Below are 15,154 nucleotides of genomic sequence, written 5' to 3'. Positions count from 1 at the left end.
CTGCAATCTGGCTGATGAGCAGATCTGGCAAAATACGGATAGGTCGTGTGACATTGTAGTCAGTCATCAGAGGTAGGCTAATTTAACGTAAAAACGTCTGGCGCAGAAACAGCAGAAAACTATCTCTAATATAAATTTTCTCTTATCAATTCTATACCGTTCCTTCCTAGGATGTGTTCTCAGTCGGGTTATTTAAACGGGCTAAACATCTAGAACCCGATGATTTCCTATAACTACTCGCTCAATTTTGAACATCGCCGTTCACTATGTTGCCCTTTAACGGCAATGGCCAATGCACGCTTCTGTCCGACCAGCACGACGAGGCGCTTGCCGTGAGTGACGCCCGTATAAATCAGATTGCGTTTAAGAATGCCGCTTCTTCGGCGATCTGCACCTAAGCGCTGGCCAGCGCTCCGATTTGGATATGCTCATTTGCCCATCCATTTACGCAGCAAACGCTTTTTCAGGGCGGCGCGCTCTTGCGGGCTGCGACCTTGGTGGCGGGCGATGCGCTTAGCCATTGCAACTTGCCGAGCGATGGGCCAGTAGGAGCGGCCATCCTTGCCCATCCAATATACATCGCTGACCTGGCTTTCTGACAAGGGAAGATGGGCGCTCAAGGCTTCCGGAGAAGCGCTGGCGAGCAGCGTGCGCTCGCCAGCGCGCCAGCGCCGATGCCACAACTGCTTGTCCTTGCGCTCACTGCGGCAGATCGCGTGACCGAAGATCAGGGTTTTTCGGCGGCTTCGGCTCATGATCCTCTCATGCCTGACTCCGCTTCCAGCGCTGCGAGTCGTTGGCGTAGCAGCTCGATCTTTTCCTGCCTAATCGCCAGCTTGCGTATTTTCTGCTGTTCTGCGATCAGTGCTGCCTGAGTGGAGTCGATCCATCCGATATCCAGCAATTTGCTTGCGTCCAAATAGGCGCTGATATCCAAATATCCTGCCATGAGCGAGCCGAAAGAAATATAGGCGTCATCGAGACCGTCCACTTCCGCTTTGAGGCCGCACCACTGGCCGTCATCCAGAATCAGGATGGCATCCAGCTCCCGCCCATCTACGCCACAGGGACGTTCGAGCACACAGCGGATTGCTTTGCCTTCGAGCGCGCTCCATGTGTCCAGTCTTTTGAAATCAGTGGTTTGCATGATGTTTGGGTCTCTCAATATTTTGAATGAGCCGTGTTTATGCGGCTTCTTTTCCACGATAACTCTCCCAATCAAAGGGCACCCAAATGCCGCCTTCGCGCAAACGGTCAAAACTGCGTGCGCCCAGAAATGCCTTCATGCCTGCTTTACCTAGATTGGTGAGTAAAATAGTTGGACGCATATCCCGATAGCGCCGGTTGAGCACATCGAACAAAATGACCTGCTCGCCATCGGTGCCGTATTGCGCGCCGACCTCATCCAGCACAAGCAGATCGAGCGTGCTGAACAGCATAAGCGTTTGAGTCTCGGAATACTCTGAATCTCGCCGCCAGGTATCGCGCACTCGGCGAATCAAATCCATCGTATTAATGTACAGCGCCGTTCCGTTGCGCATGACATGCTGCGCAATCGCAAGGGCCAGGTGACTTTTGCCCGTGCCTGGACGGCCTGAAAACACGACAAACGTACCGCGCTTCGCGTGCACGCTGAATTGCCTGGCGAAATCTTGCGCGACCTTCAACGCATGCTGCTTATCCGGCGTATCGGCGAGGTAGTGTTCAAACTGCCGTGTGCGAAACCGCAGCGGAATCCCCGCCATCTGCAAACTGCGCTCCATTCGGTGTTGACGCGCCCTCTCTTCCTGGGCGGCTTGTCGCGCCTGTTCCTCTGCGCGTCGCGCGGCATTGCAGGCGGCGCATCCCATCCAGATGACCCGCTGACCTGCGAGCTTCAGCTCGATGCCCCGCTCTTCGTACTCACCATGCACGGCGCACATGCGGATACGTGTCTGTAGATTCGGTTTAAAAACTTCCATCTGCGGCAATCCCTTCACGGTAGTTGATCGTCTCAAAACTGTTCTGCCGGCGTTTGGGCGGCCCCGTACCTCGTTCTCCAGCCAAGCGCTGGCAGACGGCCTTCAGAAACGCGGCTGGGTCGGCTGGACGCTCAACGACCGCTGTGCGAACGGCTTCCAGCGTCACGCCTTCACCGTAGTCCTTGCACAGCTTGCCGACAAAGCTGCCGCATTGCACTTGCGGCATCCCCGCTTCGCTCAGCAGCGACTTACCCGCTTTCCAAAGCTCGCCCTTTGACCACTTGCCCGCTTCCCTCGCGCGCACGCGCGATGACGCGGTAGCGTCCGTTCCGTTAGGAACGGAATATGAAGATGAAGTAGAAGATGAAGAGCCGTCACCTAAGGGGGGCTTGGGTGAAGATAATTCATCCTGATCTTCACCAAAACGTGCCGAGTTTCCACGATGTTGACGGACATACTCGTCTCTAATCATGCGTGACGAATACCAAATTGGGCCGCATTGTGCAGACACCAAAGTCACTGGAGGGCCTTCCTTGCGACCTGAACGCGGGGTATAAATGAATGGCTCGCACGTCTCACTTCGATCTGCACCTTTAAGAACGCCCTTGACACGCAGCGCCTTAAGCGTAGAGGCTGGACAGCCAACCGCTTGCGCGATTTCTTTGAGCGTCCAGCGCAGAATGCCGTACTCCTCCGAGTCATGCATCAAGCACATCACGCTGATCCAGACGCCTTTTTCGGCATGCGTACAGCGGCGCAAATTGCTGTTCGCTTGCCAATCCGCTGGATAAAACTGGAAAGAGGGACGTTTCATCGGTCTGTGGACTCACGAGCGAAGTGTTGAATCTTGATGGTCTTAACCCAGCCATCTATCGTTTTCGTCCTGTACTTTTCACGATATCCATCGCGTATCCAGCCTGGTGCGCGGTAGACTGTCCAGCCCATCGCCTTAAGCTCAGTATCGCGCTGAGTATCTTTCTCGGCATCGTGATATGCCGCGCCATCGCATTCCAAGGCAGAAGTTGAGGCCATAGGGGTATATCTGCCGAACGGCTCGGAGGTTGTAGGGCCAATTTAATCAGCCTCTTCGGATTCATCGCGCCACGGCTCAAAGTGCTCCCATACACAGTATTGGCACAGCAGCGCGCCGTTTTGGAGGTTCACCTTCATCTGTTGAGCGTGTTCCAGTTGCCCGCACAGATGGCACGGACGATGAGAGATGGGTGGATTCATGCATCACTTTCTTGAAATTCGATGGTTGGGTCATTGCATTGTCCCTATGCGTGTAAGGGTTGTATCGCGTGCGCCTGCGATGGAATCCAGAACTCATGTAAATCCGTGGCGGCACACAAAAAGAGTTCGCTGGAACCCTTAAAGCGGCAGTCAGCAAACATTTTTAGGCAGTACAGCGGCAGATGCGCCCCTTCGCGGTGCGATTCAGGAGATACAGGTCTGGGGCGTATTGAGTCAGTTCTGTTTCGATCCTGGACAGTCGATTCAAAATGCGCCCCAAGATCATTCCAATGTTGGCGGACGTGTCTGCGGAAATCGGACTTTGCCCGTTTTCGGTCGGTGTTGGGGGGTCTTTCAGATAGGTCATTTCCAATTCCATGCTTGTTGAGTGAACGTCATCGCTCTTAGGCCGCTCAATCTGTTCGGCTTGTGAAGGCGCTTCTGGACGAGATGCTGAGTGGATCTTGAGCCATTTGAGCATCGCCGTCTGTGTCGCCATCGCGCGCATAGGGATGCATTTGCGGCGACCTCTGGCAATGTCTCGAAATGGCGCGAAGCTCCGCCGCCCGTTGATCACTGATCTCCTCCCAATCGCTCATCTCATGCCCCCTACCGGCGCGCGCGCCGCCGCGCGCCGCCGCAGCCCAATCAGCATGCCAACCGCACAGCAGACCAATCCCACCCTCATCACTTTCATCCAAATTCCTTCTGGTTATAGCGTTGCCAGGCGCACAGCCTCTTGCCCCTTACATAAATACCAGCCGCTTCATTTCACCCGCTCCCTCACGCCGCCTCACGTCCCCGGCGTGGAGGGCGGAGAAGATGTATCAACAAGCTCCGGCCAGATGTCTATCCAATCATCAGAACTGAGTTCATGACGCAGTACCCCATTACTTTTTTTGAAAAAGGAGACCAACCATGTCCAAAACACTTTCATCTGAATTTCTCCTGGGTCACGTTATTGCGCTGACATATGCAGTCAATTCCTGTATCAAGCATCATCCCAAAGAACAAAGTGTGTTGAATGAAATTGCAACGCAGCTCAACGCCCTCTCCATTTCTGTGCTTGAAAAAGGTGCAAAAGACACGGCAGATGGCGTGGAGCGAATTCGTATGGCATTGATATCGCACGATGTCGGGCAGATGCAGTAAGCCATCTTCACGCTGCTTCCCGTTCAGATTTTGAGATCAAGGGGGCAGGCGGGATAGAAGACGCATCCGCAAGCTCCGGCCAGATCAGGTGCCAATCGTCGGGGCGCAGGTCGCGGCGGCAAGAGATACCACGCTGCTCAGCCACTGGCGCAAGCCGTATGAGCTTGTCATTAGGGATTCCACCAGTGCGCCATGCGTGAACGGATGGCGCTTTGATACCAAGCAATCGGGCGACGGCAGTAGTACCGCCGAGCGCATCTATGAGTTCGTTTGGATTCATGGCAATGCTGCTGATGGTAGGCAACTCCTGGGAATATTAGGACTAGCTAACCACGCTGTCAATAGCTTCTCCTATTTTTTAGGATGTTAGGATTGCCTAATGCTCTCTGAACGACTACGAATCGCAATAAAAGAAGCTGGCATGAGCCAAGCCGAGCTTGCACGTGCCTGTAGAGTTAAACCATCGAGCGTTAATGGTTGGTTGAGCGGGAAATCGAAATTCCTGCGTGGTGAGAATCTATTGGCCGCCGCCAGAGTGCTAAATGTTTCAGAGGTGTGGCTTGCAACGGGTGACGGACTGATGCATACACAGCTTCGAACTAAGGCAGCATCTTTTGTCTTGCAAGATGCGCGTGAGGGTGTCGGCACACCGACAGAAGATAAATTTACTCTTGTTCCGCAATTGGATATTGTTGCTGCTTGCGGAGACGGGAAGTTCGTGGACCATGTAGTGGTCAAAGGTGGCATTGCATTTAAGCGCCCTACCCTGCGTAATCTCGGTGTTCCCGAAAGGGCAGCACGGGTTATTTATGCGGCTGGCGGAAGCATGTTGCCAACGATACAGGATGGTTGCATTGTGTTGTTAAACACCGCTGACACTGAGCCCAAAGAAGGTAAGGTGTATGCGATCTGCATGCCAGATGGGGAACTGGTGTTGAAGCGACTAGTTTTAGACTATCATCCTGTTATGGGTGCTCAAACGTGGATTGTGCGAAGCGATAACCCTGATAAGATTGCTTATCCAGACAAAGTGCTACCGCCGGATGCTCGCACCATGATTATAGGTCGTGCAGTATGGAACGATAACAAACTATGATAATAAGTTTATTACTAACGGTACATTCTCACATCGCTATCGCACTTTTGTCGCATATCGGTAAATTGATCAAGCAAGCTCTACCGATAGGCTCCAAAGGCTAACATCTATTCCGAACCCGTCTTGGCATTTTTTCTACGTCTTACCGAGCGCATTAGGAGAGACATATAAAAAATTAGGATAAGCTATTGACACGTGAATTAGCTAGTCCTAATATCTTGCTCATCGTCATCTTCTATAAGGAAAAGCGATGAGCACCTTCCCCCCTCCTACATCGCCGCTCTCGCTGCCCTCGCGCACAGCGATCTTCCCACACCAGATAACAAAAAGTTGCCCGAAGGCGGCCTGTCTTCAAATGCAACTGCTTTGGAGCCAGAGATGACCCCAACAGCCTTTACCCGCCTCGCGTCGGCCTACCCTGATTGGAATCCGACCCGTCCTGAAGAGGGCGAGATATTGGGCGAGATCGAACAGGAATTGTGAGATGCGCTCGACTTTGACGATATCTGTAGCACATCTGTAACGTGATGGCGGAAAAGGTGTTCATTCTTGTCCAGAGAGCCATCCAGTCCGACATCGACTATCGCCCACAGAAAGAATATGACCGGGCACACACGGGAACTGGAGATAGACGCTGAAGCCCGTGAAGTGCTGGAAAGAGAAGACGCCGAGCGTGAATGGAGGATGAGATGACTACATGCCTCGACTTTGCTTTTCGATCCTCAGAAGTTATCTGCCTCTTGCGGCTACTGCGGGATACGTGCTGCGCTGCACAGATTGGGGAAACACATCAAGCTGTCATCAAAGCCGATCTGAACAGGGCGATTAAGTCTGTGATGCGTGCCAACACTGAATTCCGCCGAAACTTTCGATGGGAAGCACAACACACAAGGAGCAATGGATGACCGATATCGATGAATTTATGGAACAGCTTTCCCCCATACCAGCGTTTGACGTCACCGATCTGATTGGCCGACTGACCGAGTTAGGAGAGCAATACCGGGCAGCGGAAAAAATCGATCCATCTAACGGATACAGGGCGAGCAGGCAGATTGATCAAGCCATTGAACACTTACTCAAAGCCGACCGCGGTTTTCATATGGCGCTCGCTCAAGCGGAACAACGAGCCGAACAGGCTCATTCGGAACAACACACAACGCTCAAGACACAAGAGATAAAAGGAGTGAACCATGACTGAACCCCAAGACACGAAGCAGGCGCTTTCCCCAGAAGTCGATCAGGCCATTCGCCGGATTGAAGACATCGGCGCTTCCCTGTCGGCGCAAGCCTACTCCTATCGGAAGTCAGGCGCGAGTAACCGTAACCGGCCTTTACTGGCGAAAGACCTCCTGCGCTTGATCGAAAGGGTAGAAGAGGCGGGAAAAGTGTTTCGCTCGGTTGCCAAGATTGCCAAATGAATCCGATGACATTTTTATTGAACCACTGGGGAAAAATCATGACTCACACCGAAACGACCCGTGAATCCGCCCAACGTCTTGAGCAGGCCAGCCGCTACCTGGCGTCGCTGGCCAGAGCGATGCGTGAAGCCACAGACGAAGAATGCAGGAAACAGATTGCCGACGTGATTTGCCATGCACTCAGCAATGTTACGCGCGCCGGTGCGGTCTTTCGCACGACCGGCAACGTGGCGGCATCGTAATTCAACCTCTGTATCGGGAAGCCGCCACACTTGCGAAATCAGTTTCTCCAGGTTCTGACAACGCAAGCGAATAGAACCGTCTGGCCCACGATACGGGTCTTTTTCCCAAGCATCAGCGTGTGTTTGGGCGAGCGCAGAGGCAAGAAAGAAATCTCAAACTCTAGGGAACGTAATGTTCCTGCCCCTCTGCGCTCACCCAAGCACATGAACGAGAACGGAGTAATGGATGAATCAGTGGATAGACGTTTCAAAAGAGCTGCCCCCTATGGGAAGGCCCGTGCTGGCTGTCGCAAAGAGATATGGGGGACGGGACCACTGGCTCTGCGCTGCGTTGCGTAGAGGAAATGCGGAAGACTGGATATGGGCCGTCAGTAATGGCGAGCTCAATGACTCAAGCAATTTCGACGATGAAGGCGAATACAACATCACCCACTGGATGCTCTTACCCGAACTGCCAAAACGGAGCGAAGCGTGAGCAAGAAATACGAATTACTGAAAGAGGACTGCATCGAGTACGACGGCAAAACGCTCTACCGCATTCGGGCACTGGGGGATTTTGAATATGTCGAGACAGGGCAATTAGGCGGCTACATCGAGAAAGAGGAGAACCTGAGCCACGAGGGAGAGGCATGGGTATCCGGCAACGCACAGGTGCGCGACAACACACAGATATCCGGCAACGCATGGGTATCCGGCAACGCATGGGTATCCGGCGATGCACGGGTATCCGGCAACGCACGGGTACTCAGCAACGCGCGGGTATTCGGCACCGCATGGGTACTCGGCAATGCAGGGATATCCGGCAATGCACAGGTATCCGGCAATGCACAGATATCCGACAACGCGTGGGTATTCGACGATGCACAGGTATCCGGCAATGCACAGGTATCCGACGATGCAGGGGTATTCGGTAACGCACGGGTATACGGCAAGGCATGGGTATCCGGCAACGCGCGGGTATTCGGCGAGGCATGGGTATCCGGCAACGCACGGGTATTCGGCGAGGCATGGGTATCCGACAACGCACGGGTATTCGGCAATGTACGGGTATTCGACAACGCACGGGTATCCGGTGATGCGCGCATCGACGGCAACGCACGAATAAATGGGTAAGGACGTGCGGGTGGTCGCATGAAACCTATTGCCGGAACTGCCAAAACGGAGCGAAACATGAGCAAGAAATACGAATTACTGAAAGAGGACTGCATCGAGCACGACGGCAGAACGCTCTACCGCATTCGGGCGCTGAGGGATTTTGAATATGTCGGGACAGGACAATTAGGCGGCTACATCGAGAAAGAGGAGAACCTGAGCCACGAGGGAGAGGCATGGGTATTCGACGATGCACGGGTATTCGACGATGCACTGGTATTCGGCAATGCACGGGTATTCAGCAGCACACAGGTATACGGCGACGCATGGGTATATGACAACGCACGGGTATTCGGCGATGCACGGGTATCCGGAAACGCATGGGTGTACGGCAGCACACAGGTATCCGGCAACGCACGAGTATCCGGCAAGGCATGGGTATACGGCAAGGCATGGGTGTACGGCAATGCACGGGTATATGACAACGCATGGGTATTCGGCAACGCACGGGTATATGACAACGCACAGATATCCGGCGAGGCATGGGTATCCGACAACGCACGGGTATTCGGCAATGTACGGGTATTCGACAACGCGCGGGTATCCGGCGATGCGCGCATAGACAGCAACTCGTGAATATCGCGGGCGAACGTATGAAATCGATTGCCAGAACTTCCGCAGCGGAGAGAAGCGTGAGCAAGAAATGCGAATTACTGAAAGAGGACTGCATCGAGTACGACGGCAGAACGCTCTACCGCATTCGGGCGCTGAGGGATTTTAGAGGCATGAAGAAAGGCGACTTGGGCGGCTACATCGAGAAAGAGGAAAACTTGAGCCATGAGGGTGAGGCATGGGTATATGACAACGCGCGGGTATTCGGCGATGCACGGGTATCCGGAAACGCATGGGTATTCGGCAACGCACGGGTATATGACAACGCGCGGGTATCCGGCAACGCGCGCAGATGCGGCAACTCGCGAATATCGCGGGCGAACGTATGAAATCGATTGCTAGAACTTCCGCAGCGGAGCGAAGCATGAGCGGGAACCAAAACGCCATGCCAGCAAAAACGCAACCACCCGCACTCGTCCGGTACGAAGCGATGTGCAAAGCCATTGCCGAATGCCACCGCGTCGATGAGGTGAAAGAAACGAAGGGTAATTTGAAATGAGCTTACACAAAGATATCCACCAGAACATGCAGCGTGTAATTCAAGAACTGGAAGCCAGAGGCAGCTACTACATTTCGCCTGGCCTGGTTGCCCTAAAAGTTTATGACTTGTACAGCGGCGAATTAGAAGAACCGCATATCAGCTATGCCTGTTATGAGCATTACAAGCAGATGGCGCGGCAATTACTGGCAGAAAAAACAACCCACTGCTTACAAGATCGCTATCCCGTCAAGATACAGGGCATTTCAAATTACAAACCGCTCGCAGAGCTTACAGAACAGGAGTTGCTTTGGAACTATGAACGGCTACGCAAAGCCGCGGACGCTATGACTCAACACGCAACCACGCTGCTCATTTATATCAAAGTCAAATTCTCAAGACGGCGCGCCGCAAACGATTCCTGCGGGGAAATACGTGTATGAATTCTCAAGTCTTTTTTAGCACCACACCACAAAAAAGCCGCCTAGCGCCGGACTCCGCAACGGCCCTTGCGCCGCTGGTGCGCTTGCATCGAGGTATGCCCGTTACTGATTCTCTGGCCATCGCCCGCGAGTTTAAACGGCTACACAAAAATGTACTTGCCACCCTGGATAGCCTGATCGCAGATAGTTCAATTAGCCGGCTTGATTTCAAGCCCGCTAAATATCTAGATACTCAAGGCAAGCAGCGCCGCGCAATGGAGCTCACCGAGCGGGGCGCGCTTATCGCCATGCCATTTATCGGGGGCAAGAATTCGCGTACTGGACAGGTTCGGCTGGTGGATGCCTTCATGCAATTGCGCCAACAGACCGTCGAAAAGCACGCTGAAACATGGAAAGGCATCCGTCAGCACGTCGCGGCTCAGAAACAGGAAATCACGGTACTTAAACCCAAGGCGCAATTCCAGGTTGGCATATATCCAGTCGCGTTTCTACGCCGAAGCTGCATAGGGAGCGCGTCATGAGCAAGATCGTTCCGATGCAGTACGAGGGCCATGCGCTCCATTTCACCGACGATGGATGGTTCAACGCCACCGAAGCGGCCGCAAAGTTCAGCAGAAATCCGAATGATTGGGTGCGCCTTCCCGCAACACAAAGCTATCTCGCTGCGTTCGTCCGCAAATACGGGAATATCCCGTATTTAAAAACGCGTCGGGGAGGTTGCGGCGTGAATCAATGGAAAATTTTTGGCAACAGGCTCAGAACGGTCAAGGTTGCCACCATGACTCCGCCCAAGCGGAAAGTCAGTTGCATGGTCAGCTTGTCTAGTCTGGCATCTACACCCGCAAATTTGGCATCTACGCCCGCAAACTTGGCGTCCATATCCTTGCGCAGAGACTCATGCTTGGCGTCCATGTCTTTGCGCAGTAATTCATTATCTTTGCGCAAAGCGCCGATTTCATGGCGTAGCTCCGCGCCGAGCTTGTCTAGCTTGGTATCTACACGTTCTTCCAGATGCTGCAAATCAGCCTTGGTCGCTACATCTGAAGAGTCATGCACTTTGCGCACGACAGCAGATATTGCTTTGGCTTTCGGCTCGTCAAAGCCAGCTTTTTCAAGGTCTTCAAATATTTGCAGCGTGTCGAACGCGGGTAATCCCATAAATTTCTCCTTGCCCCGAATTCTATCACGGCAACGATTGACTTCTTTTTGAGAAAAGTCATGAAAAAACTGGCCAAAACCTTATACATGCAGGTGCTTTTCGCAATCGTCATTGGCATTGTACTTGGCACGATTGCACCGGAGTTTGCCGTCCAGATGAAACCGTTGGGAGATGCCTTTATCAAGCTGATCAAAATGATCATCGGGCCGGTGGTGTTTTGTACCGTCGTCTCTGGGATTGCGGGCATGCAGAATATGAGACAGGTCGGGCGCGTCAGTGGAAAAGCGTTGTTGTACTTCGAGTCAATCTCAACATTTGCATTGCTGATCGGACTGGGCGCTGCGCATCTGTTTAAGCCAGGCGCGGGCTTTCATGTCGATCTGGCGACGCTGGATGCAAACGCCGTAACATCCTATGCACAGCAAGCGCAGGGCCAAACGGCCTCCGGGTTTTTACTGCATATGATTCCCGATACGCTGCTCAGCGCATTCACACGCGGCGATATGCTGCAAATCCTGCTGATTGCGGTGTTATTTGGGAGCGCCTTTGCCTTGGTGGGCAAGCGGGCCGCGCCAGTATTGACATGGATTGAAGCGCTTTCCCACATCCTATTTGGCATCGTGCGCATCATTACAAAAGTCGCGCCGATCGGGGCATTTGGCGCCATCGCCTTTTCGATCGGTCGCTATGGTCTAGCCTCCCTTCTGCCGCAACTCAAATTGATCGGCGTGTTTTACTTAACGTCATTACTGTTCATCGCTGTCGTACTCGGCGTGGTCGCACATCTCGCGGGCTTTAATCTGTTTCGCTTTATCGCGTATATCAAGGATGAATTGCTGATTGTATTTGGCACAAGCTCATCTGAAGCAGCGCTGCCGGCTTTGATGAACAAACTGGAACGCCTGGGCTGTTCGCGTTCGGTTGTCGGTTTAGTCGTGCCAGCCGGTTATTCATGCAATCTCGACGGTACCAACCTCTACATGACGATGGCCGTGCTCTTCATTGCACAGGCGACCCATACGGAATTGACGCTCACCCAACAACTTGTCCTATTAGCCGTGGCGATGCTCACGTCCAAAGGCGCCAGCGGCGTCTCCGGCGCGGGATTCGTAACGCTGGCGGCGACGCTCGCCGTCGTGCCAACCGTACCCCTCTCCGGCATGGTCTTACTGCTCGGTATCGACCGTTTTATGAGCGATGGGAGGGCGCTCACCAATTTCATCGGAAACGGCGTCGCCGCCATCGTCATCTCAGCCTGGGAGAAGCAGCTGGATCGCAGCCAGATGAAACAGATGTTGGACAAAACCATACAACCGGCAGCGCCGGATACTGATTCGATTCCGACTCGATTATGTGAAATGGCTGCTCACCCGCTGAAAGCAGCGTAAGGGTTCAGGAAGGAAATTGAGCACACAGCGGCAATGTGCAGATCGCAACAAGAATCGGCGGGGTCATCACGCTGACCGTCGCGTGAGTGCTGCGCGCGCAGGTTCACTGAAAAGAAAAAAGTCATGCAAACGAACTTACCTTTTTTAACGGATGCTGAATTGCGCGAGATCGTAAAACCGCTACGTCAACCAGCGGCCATTGCGCGTTGGTTTAAAGATCAAGGGTTTGTCACTCGGATTAAACCGAACGGCATGCCGTTGATCTCACGCGCGCATTTTGAAGCCATGATGATCCATACAGAGTCGAATCATCGCGCTCACTCATCAGGCGTACATCTCCAGCCCGACCGCTCCGCGCTTCTGAAACGGTTCGGCAAGAACACGAGTCATGTGCATGGGGCGTAAAAGAAAAACGAATGAACTTGGCCTGCCTGAGCGTGTGTATGCTAAACACGGCGCATTTTATTATGTGCATCGAGCGGGCCATTGGGAACGTCTGGGTACGGATTTAGCCGAAGTCAAACGTAAGGCGAATCTTTACAATGACCCGCATTCAACCTTTGGCGCGATGGCGCATTATCTGGATGCTTTTGTCGTGCACTGTGAAGCGCGTGTAAAGCATGGGGAGATGGCTCCACGGACTTATGAAGACTACAAAGGTAACATTGAACCGCTGAAGGATTTCTTCGGCAAGATGGTACCGGCCAGCATTGAGCCTAAACATATTGCACAGTATCTCGATATGGGCGTGGCTCTAAATCGTCCAGTGCGTGCGAATCGAGAAAAAGCATGCTTATCCAGCTGTTTTACCTGGCTCATTCGATGCGGCGAGGCGGGCGTTAAAACAAATCCCTGTAGCGGGGTGCGCCGCAATCGGGAGGCCAAGCGTGAACGATATGTTGCGCATGAGGAATTTGCGGCAGTCTATGCACTTGCAGTCAAGCCTGTGCAGATATTAATGGACTTGATTTATCGAACGCTGCAACGCCCTGAAGACATTATCCGATGGACGCGGGCGAATATTGTGACCAAGTGCGAAGGAAGTATCACACGGCATGTTCTTCGCAACACTCAAAGAAAAACGGGCGCTATTGTGGACATTGAAATGACGCCCGAAATCGACGCTATTTTACAGCTCGCATTTTCAGACATTGATTCTGAGGTTGTGACAACACTGCATGCCCCTTTCGTTCATCGGCGGGATGGGCGGCCATATGTCTATTCTGGCCTGACATCGATGTTACAGCGCTATCTTGTTAAAGCGGGAATATCGCCGTTTGGCTTTTATGATCTGAAAAGCAAAGGAGCGACTGATATGTGGCAAGCAGGAGTACCGCTGGAGCGCATCCAGGCGCTCTGTGGTCATGAATCTGTGACGACAACCGAGATTTATGTCAAGCGGCGTTGGCATGCGACTATCACACCCAATCAAGTCGAAATGGCGTCTAATAAAAATGGTGCAAGCTAGAATACAAGCGGGTTTCAAGGGTGCAGAATGGATTAAAATATTAGACAATATTTATTCGCTCCGCTAGATTCTGTAAGGCATTGCGCTATTTTGGCCAGAGGACTTTTAATCCGTTGGTCGTAGGTTCGATCCCTACACGACCCACTAGTATTGATAAGGGTTTCAGAGGGATTTGACAGATTATTTTGTTCCGCAATTCTGCGCCTGTTCCGCAATTTGCTTTATTTGGTTGGTGTTACTCGCTTACCTTTTCTATGCCGGACATACCGGTAAGTCATTTTTTCATCCACATGTCCGAGCTGGTCTTTAGCCGCTGCCATGCCTGCTTGTTCTTCCTTGTCAGTACCTGCTTTGGCTCGCAAATCCCGAAATTGAAATGTGGAAATTGAAGTAGCTAAACTATGTTGGTCTTGCGCCCGTGCGATTGCGGCTGCTTTTTCACGTGCCTTGTCAAAGCGAGCACGTAATGCGAGCGCTGTAAGTGCTTCGCCTTTTTCATTGCGAATCAGGGCTAAAGATTGCACCTTTCCAAAGGATGGAGATTTTTTGACAAGTTGTTTAATCAGTTGAGCGAATTGACCTTCAACCGCAATCCGCAACCGTTTGTTCGTTTTGTTTTGTACCAGGCAAATGTATCCGTCCTGAATATCCGTTTGCATGAGCTTAAGTACATCGGCGGGGCGCTGACCTGTTAAATAAGCGAGTTCCATTGCCTGTCGCGTTGGAATATCAGCAACTGCAAAGACTGCCTGATAGGTCTTGTCATCAATATAGGTATCTCGTCCAGTCTCTTTGTAGCCGCGTACGCCTGTACAGGGATTAGGCTTTGAAGTGAGGCCCCGCTCACGTGCAAAGTCCAGATATGAGAAAACAGGGCTTTCTCGCGATTTGCCCGCACCCTGCCTTCCGTACCCATGACATTTTTTCCATCTTTACGTAATCGCTTGAGTGTGTCTTGCACACGCCAGTCTAAGTACTGACGGATATGAATCGGTTCGATCTTGTTCAGCGGGGCAGGAGGCGTATCAAAGAATTCATATAATTTTGCGAGTTCTTTAAGGTTATCTTGTTGTGTTCTAAGCGCTTTCTGTGGCAATATCTCTCGCTGATAACGCTCCGCAGCATAACGAAATGTAATCAATTCAGTATGGCGCGGCTGAGCATTTACCGTGAGTTCCGCCCATTTTTTAACCGCTAAAGCATAGTCTGAACCGAGCGCAATTTCACGTCGCGGCGTGCCGCTTGTATCCAGATAGTAATAGGTGCCGGATGTTCTATGCCGTGCACGCATACCTTGCGGCAAATTTTTATTTCGGCTTGGCTTGCGCCCCATGTTAAGCAGTCTTCAAGAC

General features: G+C 52.5%; 27 protein-coding genes. 16 read left to right on the top strand and 11 right to left on the bottom strand.

Annotation, left to right across the window (positions count from 1 at the left end):
* Positions 1-266: 266 nt before the first annotated feature.
* Positions 267-398, top strand: a complete 132-nt coding sequence (locus CAGGBEG34_RS11975) for a hypothetical protein (protein ID WP_275226172.1) — start codon at positions 267-269, stop codon at positions 396-398.
* A gap of 30 nt (positions 399-428) precedes the next feature.
* Here the strand turns inward: CAGGBEG34_RS11975 and CAGGBEG34_RS07280 are convergent, their stop codons facing one another.
* From CAGGBEG34_RS07280 to CAGGBEG34_RS07255, 7 genes are all read right to left on the bottom strand, one after another.
* Positions 429-755: a hypothetical protein gene (locus tag CAGGBEG34_RS07280; RefSeq protein WP_006683083.1), complete on the bottom strand. Its 327-nt coding sequence runs from the start codon at positions 753-755 to the stop codon at positions 429-431.
* Positions 752-1,147: a hypothetical protein gene (locus CAGGBEG34_RS07275; RefSeq protein WP_042688332.1), complete on the bottom strand. Its 396-nt coding sequence runs from the start codon at positions 1,145-1,147 to the stop codon at positions 752-754. The genes CAGGBEG34_RS07280 and CAGGBEG34_RS07275 overlap by 4 nt, the downstream gene beginning before the upstream one ends.
* A 37-nt stretch (positions 1,148-1,184) precedes the next feature.
* Positions 1,185-1,961: an ATP-binding protein gene (locus tag CAGGBEG34_RS07270; RefSeq protein ID WP_006683082.1), complete on the bottom strand. Its 777-nt coding sequence runs from the start codon at positions 1,959-1,961 to the stop codon at positions 1,185-1,187.
* A complete protein-coding gene (locus CAGGBEG34_RS07265) occupies positions 1,948-2,775 on the bottom strand; it encodes a hypothetical protein (protein WP_006683081.1) in 828 nt (275 codons plus the stop codon). The genes CAGGBEG34_RS07270 and CAGGBEG34_RS07265 overlap by 14 nt, the downstream gene beginning before the upstream one ends.
* Positions 2,772-2,993, bottom strand: coding sequence for a hypothetical protein (locus tag CAGGBEG34_RS07260; RefSeq protein ID WP_158641833.1), 222 nt, complete (start codon positions 2,991-2,993; stop codon positions 2,772-2,774). Before CAGGBEG34_RS07260 ends, CAGGBEG34_RS07265 begins: the two co-directional genes overlap by 4 nt.
* A gap of 42 nt (positions 2,994-3,035) precedes the next feature.
* Positions 3,036-3,194, bottom strand: coding sequence for a hypothetical protein (locus CAGGBEG34_RS11120; protein ID WP_158641832.1), 159 nt, complete (start codon positions 3,192-3,194; stop codon positions 3,036-3,038).
* A gap of 163 nt (positions 3,195-3,357) precedes the next feature.
* A complete protein-coding gene (locus CAGGBEG34_RS07255) occupies positions 3,358-3,702 on the bottom strand; it encodes a hypothetical protein (RefSeq protein ID WP_042688330.1) in 345 nt (114 codons plus the stop codon).
* A gap of 410 nt (positions 3,703-4,112) precedes the next feature.
* On the opposite strand from CAGGBEG34_RS07255, the gene CAGGBEG34_RS07245 reads away from it, so the two are divergent.
* Complete coding sequence (locus CAGGBEG34_RS07245; RefSeq protein WP_042688328.1) at positions 4,113-4,346, top strand: hypothetical protein; 234 nt, start codon at positions 4,113-4,115, stop codon at positions 4,344-4,346.
* A 7-nt stretch (positions 4,347-4,353) separates the two neighbouring features.
* Here CAGGBEG34_RS07245 and CAGGBEG34_RS07240 read toward each other — a convergent pair whose 3' ends face one another.
* Complete coding sequence (locus tag CAGGBEG34_RS07240) at positions 4,354-4,626, bottom strand: YdaS family helix-turn-helix protein (protein WP_042688327.1); 273 nt, start codon at positions 4,624-4,626, stop codon at positions 4,354-4,356.
* 99 nt (positions 4,627-4,725) lie between these two features.
* On the opposite strand from CAGGBEG34_RS07240, the gene CAGGBEG34_RS07235 reads away from it, so the two are divergent.
* The 11 genes from CAGGBEG34_RS07235 (at position 4,726) to CAGGBEG34_RS09730 (ending at position 10,308) form a co-directional block, all read left to right on the top strand.
* Complete coding sequence (locus CAGGBEG34_RS07235) at positions 4,726-5,442, top strand: LexA family transcriptional regulator (RefSeq protein ID WP_006683080.1); 717 nt, start codon at positions 4,726-4,728, stop codon at positions 5,440-5,442.
* Between the two features lie 871 nt (positions 5,443-6,313).
* Positions 6,314-6,640, top strand: coding sequence for a hypothetical protein (locus CAGGBEG34_RS07230; RefSeq protein ID WP_042688326.1), 327 nt, complete (start codon positions 6,314-6,316; stop codon positions 6,638-6,640).
* Positions 6,633-6,860, top strand: coding sequence for a hypothetical protein (locus CAGGBEG34_RS07225; RefSeq protein WP_042688325.1), 228 nt, complete (start codon positions 6,633-6,635; stop codon positions 6,858-6,860). The genes CAGGBEG34_RS07230 and CAGGBEG34_RS07225 overlap by 8 nt, the downstream gene beginning before the upstream one ends.
* 38 nt (positions 6,861-6,898) lie before the next feature.
* A complete protein-coding gene (locus CAGGBEG34_RS07220; RefSeq protein WP_158641830.1) occupies positions 6,899-7,102 on the top strand; it encodes a hypothetical protein in 204 nt (67 codons plus the stop codon).
* A 226-nt stretch (positions 7,103-7,328) separates the two neighbouring features.
* Positions 7,329-7,577, top strand: a complete 249-nt coding sequence (locus CAGGBEG34_RS07215) for a DUF551 domain-containing protein (RefSeq protein ID WP_006683079.1) — start codon at positions 7,329-7,331, stop codon at positions 7,575-7,577.
* Positions 7,574-8,215 carry an LbetaH domain-containing protein gene (locus CAGGBEG34_RS07210; RefSeq protein WP_050009360.1) on the top strand — a complete coding sequence of 214 codons (642 nt, stop codon included), beginning with the start codon at positions 7,574-7,576 and terminating at the stop codon, positions 8,213-8,215. The genes CAGGBEG34_RS07215 and CAGGBEG34_RS07210 overlap by 4 nt, the downstream gene beginning before the upstream one ends.
* Before the next feature lie 57 nt (positions 8,216-8,272).
* A complete protein-coding gene (locus tag CAGGBEG34_RS07205) occupies positions 8,273-8,830 on the top strand; it encodes an LbetaH domain-containing protein (protein ID WP_050009359.1) in 558 nt (185 codons plus the stop codon).
* 56 nt (positions 8,831-8,886) lie between these two features.
* On the top strand, positions 8,887-9,195 hold the full coding sequence (locus CAGGBEG34_RS07200; protein WP_042688336.1) for a hypothetical protein: 309 nt from the start codon (positions 8,887-8,889) through the stop codon (positions 9,193-9,195).
* Between the two features lie 35 nt (positions 9,196-9,230).
* Positions 9,231-9,365, top strand: a complete 135-nt coding sequence (locus tag CAGGBEG34_RS11970) for a hypothetical protein (protein ID WP_275226171.1) — start codon at positions 9,231-9,233, stop codon at positions 9,363-9,365.
* Positions 9,362-9,787, top strand: coding sequence for a hypothetical protein (locus CAGGBEG34_RS07195; RefSeq protein ID WP_042688322.1), 426 nt, complete (start codon positions 9,362-9,364; stop codon positions 9,785-9,787). Before CAGGBEG34_RS11970 ends, CAGGBEG34_RS07195 begins: the two co-directional genes overlap by 4 nt.
* The gene (locus tag CAGGBEG34_RS09730; RefSeq protein WP_050009358.1) at positions 9,784-10,308 is read left to right on the top strand and encodes a Rha family transcriptional regulator; all 525 of its coding nucleotides are present in this window, start codon (positions 9,784-9,786) and stop codon (positions 10,306-10,308) included. Before CAGGBEG34_RS07195 ends, CAGGBEG34_RS09730 begins: the two co-directional genes overlap by 4 nt.
* Positions 10,309-10,516: 208 nt before the next feature.
* On the opposite strand, the gene CAGGBEG34_RS07180 is transcribed toward CAGGBEG34_RS09730, so the two are convergent.
* Positions 10,517-10,945: a coiled-coil domain-containing protein gene (locus CAGGBEG34_RS07180; protein WP_006683077.1), complete on the bottom strand. Its 429-nt coding sequence runs from the start codon at positions 10,943-10,945 to the stop codon at positions 10,517-10,519.
* A 60-nt stretch (positions 10,946-11,005) separates the two neighbouring features.
* Between CAGGBEG34_RS07180 and CAGGBEG34_RS07175 the strand changes: the two genes are divergently transcribed.
* The 3 genes from CAGGBEG34_RS07175 (at position 11,006) to CAGGBEG34_RS07165 (ending at position 13,802) form a co-directional block, all read left to right on the top strand.
* Positions 11,006-12,334: a dicarboxylate/amino acid:cation symporter gene (locus CAGGBEG34_RS07175; protein ID WP_006683076.1), complete on the top strand. Its 1,329-nt coding sequence runs from the start codon at positions 11,006-11,008 to the stop codon at positions 12,332-12,334.
* Between the two features lie 123 nt (positions 12,335-12,457).
* Positions 12,458-12,739: a DUF4224 domain-containing protein gene (locus CAGGBEG34_RS09725; RefSeq protein ID WP_006683075.1), complete on the top strand. Its 282-nt coding sequence runs from the start codon at positions 12,458-12,460 to the stop codon at positions 12,737-12,739.
* Complete coding sequence (locus CAGGBEG34_RS07165) at positions 12,729-13,802, top strand: site-specific integrase (protein ID WP_006683074.1); 1,074 nt, start codon at positions 12,729-12,731, stop codon at positions 13,800-13,802. Before CAGGBEG34_RS09725 ends, CAGGBEG34_RS07165 begins: the two co-directional genes overlap by 11 nt.
* 221 nt (positions 13,803-14,023) lie before the next feature.
* On the opposite strand, the gene CAGGBEG34_RS11820 is transcribed toward CAGGBEG34_RS07165, so the two are convergent.
* Together CAGGBEG34_RS11820 and CAGGBEG34_RS11815 are read right to left on the bottom strand one after the other, a co-directional pair.
* On the bottom strand, positions 14,024-14,512 hold the full coding sequence (locus CAGGBEG34_RS11820; protein ID WP_238985018.1) for a tyrosine-type recombinase/integrase: 489 nt from the start codon (positions 14,510-14,512) through the stop codon (positions 14,024-14,026).
* Positions 14,494-15,135 (bottom strand): hypothetical protein, encoded by a 642-nt coding sequence (locus tag CAGGBEG34_RS11815; RefSeq protein WP_238985017.1) that lies wholly within the window; start codon positions 15,133-15,135, stop codon positions 14,494-14,496. The genes CAGGBEG34_RS11820 and CAGGBEG34_RS11815 overlap by 19 nt, the downstream gene beginning before the upstream one ends.
* Positions 15,136-15,154 lie beyond the last annotated feature (19 nt).

The sequence above is a fragment of the Candidatus Glomeribacter gigasporarum BEG34 genome (assembly GCF_000227585.1).
Lineage (GTDB): Bacteria > Pseudomonadota > Gammaproteobacteria > Burkholderiales > Burkholderiaceae > Glomeribacter > Glomeribacter gigasporarum_B.
This window is presented reverse-complemented; position numbering and strand designations above follow the sequence as displayed.

What these genes read in the sequence shown, in the direction of transcription:
- CAGGBEG34_RS07180 (WP_006683077.1), bottom strand. Translation starts at nt 10,945, where the DNA reads ATGGGATTACCCGCGTTCGACACGCTGCAAATATTTGAAGACCTTGAA.
- CAGGBEG34_RS11970 (WP_275226171.1), top strand. Translation starts at nt 9,231, where the DNA reads ATGAGCGGGAACCAAAACGCCATGCCAGCAAAAACGCAACCACCCGCA.
- CAGGBEG34_RS09725 (WP_006683075.1), top strand. Translation starts at nt 12,458, where the DNA reads ATGCAAACGAACTTACCTTTTTTAACGGATGCTGAATTGCGCGAGATC.
- CAGGBEG34_RS07265 (WP_006683081.1), bottom strand. Translation starts at nt 2,775, where the DNA reads ATGAAACGTCCCTCTTTCCAGTTTTATCCAGCGGATTGGCAAGCGAAC.
- CAGGBEG34_RS07230 (WP_042688326.1), top strand. Translation starts at nt 6,314, where the DNA reads ATGGGAAGCACAACACACAAGGAGCAATGGATGACCGATATCGATGAA.
- CAGGBEG34_RS07280 (WP_006683083.1), bottom strand. Translation starts at nt 755, where the DNA reads ATGAGCCGAAGCCGCCGAAAAACCCTGATCTTCGGTCACGCGATCTGC.
- CAGGBEG34_RS11820 (WP_238985018.1), bottom strand. Translation starts at nt 14,512, where the DNA reads ATGGAACTCGCTTATTTAACAGGTCAGCGCCCCGCCGATGTACTTAAG.
- CAGGBEG34_RS07215 (WP_006683079.1), top strand. Translation starts at nt 7,329, where the DNA reads ATGAATCAGTGGATAGACGTTTCAAAAGAGCTGCCCCCTATGGGAAGG.
- CAGGBEG34_RS07260 (WP_158641833.1), bottom strand. Translation starts at nt 2,993, where the DNA reads ATGGCCTCAACTTCTGCCTTGGAATGCGATGGCGCGGCATATCACGAT.
- CAGGBEG34_RS07205 (WP_050009359.1), top strand. Translation starts at nt 8,273, where the DNA reads ATGAGCAAGAAATACGAATTACTGAAAGAGGACTGCATCGAGCACGAC.
- CAGGBEG34_RS11815 (WP_238985017.1), bottom strand. Translation starts at nt 15,135, where the DNA reads ATGGGGCGCAAGCCAAGCCGAAATAAAAATTTGCCGCAAGGTATGCGT.
- CAGGBEG34_RS07195 (WP_042688322.1), top strand. Translation starts at nt 9,362, where the DNA reads ATGAGCTTACACAAAGATATCCACCAGAACATGCAGCGTGTAATTCAA.
- CAGGBEG34_RS07255 (WP_042688330.1), bottom strand. Translation starts at nt 3,702, where the DNA reads ATGCGCGCGATGGCGACACAGACGGCGATGCTCAAATGGCTCAAGATC.
- CAGGBEG34_RS09730 (WP_050009358.1), top strand. Translation starts at nt 9,784, where the DNA reads ATGAATTCTCAAGTCTTTTTTAGCACCACACCACAAAAAAGCCGCCTA.
- CAGGBEG34_RS07240 (WP_042688327.1), bottom strand. Translation starts at nt 4,626, where the DNA reads ATGAATCCAAACGAACTCATAGATGCGCTCGGCGGTACTACTGCCGTC.
- CAGGBEG34_RS07245 (WP_042688328.1), top strand. Translation starts at nt 4,113, where the DNA reads ATGTCCAAAACACTTTCATCTGAATTTCTCCTGGGTCACGTTATTGCG.
- CAGGBEG34_RS11975 (WP_275226172.1), top strand. Translation starts at nt 267, where the DNA reads ATGTTGCCCTTTAACGGCAATGGCCAATGCACGCTTCTGTCCGACCAG.
- CAGGBEG34_RS07270 (WP_006683082.1), bottom strand. Translation starts at nt 1,961, where the DNA reads ATGGAAGTTTTTAAACCGAATCTACAGACACGTATCCGCATGTGCGCC.
- CAGGBEG34_RS07275 (WP_042688332.1), bottom strand. Translation starts at nt 1,147, where the DNA reads ATGCAAACCACTGATTTCAAAAGACTGGACACATGGAGCGCGCTCGAA.
- CAGGBEG34_RS07235 (WP_006683080.1), top strand. Translation starts at nt 4,726, where the DNA reads ATGCTCTCTGAACGACTACGAATCGCAATAAAAGAAGCTGGCATGAGC.
- CAGGBEG34_RS07165 (WP_006683074.1), top strand. Translation starts at nt 12,729, where the DNA reads ATGGGGCGTAAAAGAAAAACGAATGAACTTGGCCTGCCTGAGCGTGTG.
- CAGGBEG34_RS07175 (WP_006683076.1), top strand. Translation starts at nt 11,006, where the DNA reads ATGAAAAAACTGGCCAAAACCTTATACATGCAGGTGCTTTTCGCAATC.
- CAGGBEG34_RS07225 (WP_042688325.1), top strand. Translation starts at nt 6,633, where the DNA reads ATGACTGAACCCCAAGACACGAAGCAGGCGCTTTCCCCAGAAGTCGAT.
- CAGGBEG34_RS11120 (WP_158641832.1), bottom strand. Translation starts at nt 3,194, where the DNA reads ATGAATCCACCCATCTCTCATCGTCCGTGCCATCTGTGCGGGCAACTG.
- CAGGBEG34_RS07220 (WP_158641830.1), top strand. Translation starts at nt 6,899, where the DNA reads ATGACTCACACCGAAACGACCCGTGAATCCGCCCAACGTCTTGAGCAG.